This is a genomic window from Streptomyces avidinii (assembly GCF_014650695.1).
GTDB lineage: Bacteria > Actinomycetota > Actinomycetes > Streptomycetales > Streptomycetaceae > Streptomyces > Streptomyces avidinii.
Genome location: NZ_BMVL01000047.1, coordinates 1 through 2,916 on the forward strand (window position 1 = coordinate 1; position 2,916 = coordinate 2,916).

The 2,916-nt window shown below is 70.4% G+C and carries 3 protein-coding genes; all 3 read right to left on the minus strand.

All coding sequences use genetic code 11. The features are described 5' to 3' along the window. Positions 1-936: adenosylhomocysteinase (locus IE257_RS37635; protein WP_189974621.1), on the minus strand; the 936-nt coding region annotated here is incomplete at its 3' end. 5 nt (positions 937-941) lie between these two features. Further along, the gene (metF, locus tag IE257_RS37640; RefSeq protein WP_189974622.1) at positions 942-1,904 is read right to left on the minus strand and encodes a methylenetetrahydrofolate reductase [NAD(P)H]; all 963 of its coding nucleotides are present in this window, start codon (positions 1,902-1,904) and stop codon (positions 942-944) included. A 28-nt stretch (positions 1,905-1,932) separates the two neighbouring features. Next, the coding region (locus IE257_RS37645; protein WP_308433306.1) for a vitamin B12 dependent-methionine synthase activation domain-containing protein at positions 1,933-2,916 on the minus strand (984 nt) is incomplete at its 5' end.

The window sequence follows — 2,916 nt, forward strand, 5'->3', positions numbered from 1 at the left end:
GATGATGTCCTTGTTGCCGGTCGTGGTGATGAAGATGTCGGCCGTCTCGACGACGTCGTCGAGGGTGGCGACCTGGTAGCCGTCCATCGCCGCCTGCAGCGCGCAGATCGGGTCGATCTCGGTGACGATGACCCGCGCGCCCTGGCCGCGCAGCGACTCCGCACAGCCCTTGCCGACGTCGCCGTAACCGAAGACGACCGCGACCTTGCCGCCGATCAGGACGTCGGTCGCACGGTTGATGCCGTCGATCAGCGAGTGACGGCAGCCGTACTTGTTGTCGAACTTCGACTTCGTCACCGCGTCGTTCACGTTGATCGCCGGGAACAGCAGGCTGCCCTCGGACATCATCTCGTACAGACGGTGGACACCGGTCGTGGTCTCCTCCGTCACACCGCGGATCCCGGCGGCCAGGGCCGTCCAGTCGATGCTCGTCCTGCCCAACAGGCCCAGGACCAGGGCCATTTCCTCGTTTTCGGCGGTGGAGGGGTCCGGGACCCGGCCGGCCTTCTGGTACTCGACGCCCTTGTGGACCAGGAGGGTGGCGTCACCGCCGTCGTCGAGGATCATGTTGGGGCCCGCGTGCCCGGGCCAGGTCAGCGCCTGCTCGGTGCACCACCAGTACTCCTCCAGCGTCTCGCCCTTCCAGGCGAAGACCGGGATGCCGGCGGCGGCTATCGCGGCGGCGGCGTGGTCCTGGGTGGAGTAGATGTTGCAGGACACCCAACGGACGTCGGCGCCGAGCGCGACGAGGGTCTCGATGAGCACGGCCGTCTGCACGGTCATGTGCAGCGAGCCGGTGATGCGGGCGCCGGCCAGCGGCTGCGCCTGGGCGTACTCGGCGCGGATCGCCATCAGGCCCGGCATCTCGTGCTCGGCCAGGGTGATCTCCTTGCGGCCGAACGCCGCGAGAGAGAGGTCTGCGACCTTGAAGTCCATGGGTTCTACTCCGTGATGGTGGTGGCTGGGTCGTGGCTGACGTTCAGGTTCTGATGGATCTCTAGAGTCGCGGTGGACTTGTTGAGGGTGATGTAGTGCAGGCCGGGTGCGCCCTCGGCGAGGAGGCGCTCGGACATGGCGGTCGCGTACTCGACGCCGATGCGGTGCCCGGCCGCCGGGTCGTCCTTGGCGGCTTCGAGCCGCCGGGCGAGGGCGTCGGGGAAGCGGGCGTCGCTGAGCTCGGCGAAGCGCCGGATCTGGCGGAAATCGGTCGCCGGCATGATCTCGGGGATGATCGGGGTCAGGCAGCCGACGGCGAGGAGCCGGTCCCGCAGCCGCAGGTAGTCCTCGGCGTGGAAGAACATCTGGGTGATGGCGTAGTCGGCGCCGGCATGGCACTTGGCGGCGAAGTGGCGGATGTCCTCGGTCCAGGAGGGCGAGCGGGGATGACGCTCGGGGAACGCCGCCACGCCCACGGTGAAGTCGCCCAGCCGGCGGATGAGCGAGACCAGTTCGTGGGCGTGGGTCAGGCCGTCCGCATGCCGCGTCCACTCCCCCTTCGGATCGCCCGGCGGGTCACCGCGCAGGGCGAGGATGTCGCGGATACCGGCGTCCGCGTACTGGCCGATGATGTGGCGCAGTTCGGCGACCGAGTGCCCGACCGCGGTCAGGTGCGCGACCGGGCGCAGGGTGGTCTCGGCGGCGATGCGCTTGGTGACCTCGACGGTGCGGCTGCGGGAGGAGCCGCCGGCGCCGTAGGTGACGGAGACGAAGGAGGGGGCGAGGGCCTCGATGCGGCGGACGGCCGCCCACAGGGTGCGCTCCCCGGCGTCCGTCTTCGGGGGGAAGAACTCGAAGGAGAAGGTCCGCCGGCCCTGGGCGAGCAGTTCACGGACGCCGAGCGGGGCGGGGGTGGGGGCGCGGGACGTACGGGGGCGTTCGGCGGTGGCGGCCAGGGCAGCCGGCATGTCGGACTCCTTTCCGGCTGGTGGGGGGTCAGCGCGCGTTGAAGTAGTTGGCTTCGGGGTGGTGGATGACGATGGCGTCGGTGGACTGCTCGGGGTGGAGCTGGAACTCCTCGGAGAGCTGGACGCCGATCCGCTCGGGCTCCAGGAGGTCGGCGATCTTCGCGCGGTCCTCCAGGTCGGGGCAGGCCGGGTAGCCCAGTGAGTAGCGGCAGCCCTGGTACTCGGTGCGGAACATGCCGGCCATGGACTGCGGGTCGGAGCCGCCGATACCGAGGTCGGCGCGCACGCGGGCGTGCCAGTACTCGGCGAGGGCCTCGGCGAGCTGGACGGACAGGCCGTGGAGTTCCATGTATTCGCGGTAGGCGTCGGCGGCGAAGAGCCGCGCGGTCTCCTCGCCGATGCGGCTGCCCACGGTGACGACCTGGAGGCCGACGACGTCGGTCTCGCCGGACTCCTCCGGGCGGAAGAAGTCGGCGAGGCACAGGCGGCGTCCGCGCTGCTGGCGGGGGAAGGTGAAGCGGGTACGTTCCGAGCCGTTCTCGCCCAGGATGATGAGGTCGTCGCCCTTGGAGACGCAGGGGAAGTAGCCGTGGACGACCGCGGCTTCGAGGAGGCCGTCGGTGTGCAGCTTGTCGAGCCAGCCGCGGAGCCGGGGGCGGCCGTCGGTGGCGATGGTGTCGGTGTCCTTGAGGCCCCACTGGCCCTTGAAGAGGGCGCCCTCGTCGAGCCATGAGGCGTAGTCCTTGAGCGGGATGCCCTTGACGACGCGGGTGCCCCAGAACGGCGGGGCGGGGACGGGGTTGTCGGCGGCGACGTCGGAGCGGCCGGCGTCGACCGGTTCCGCCGCCCCAAGGAGGGGTGTGTCGCGCTTGGGTACGCGGCGCTGCTTGAGGGGCGGGAGTTGGGCCCCGGGAACGCCGCGTTTGACGCCCATCAGGGCGTCCATGAGGCGCAGGCCCTCGAAGGCGTCGCGGGCGTAGCGGACCTCGCCCTCGTAGATCTCGTGGAGGTC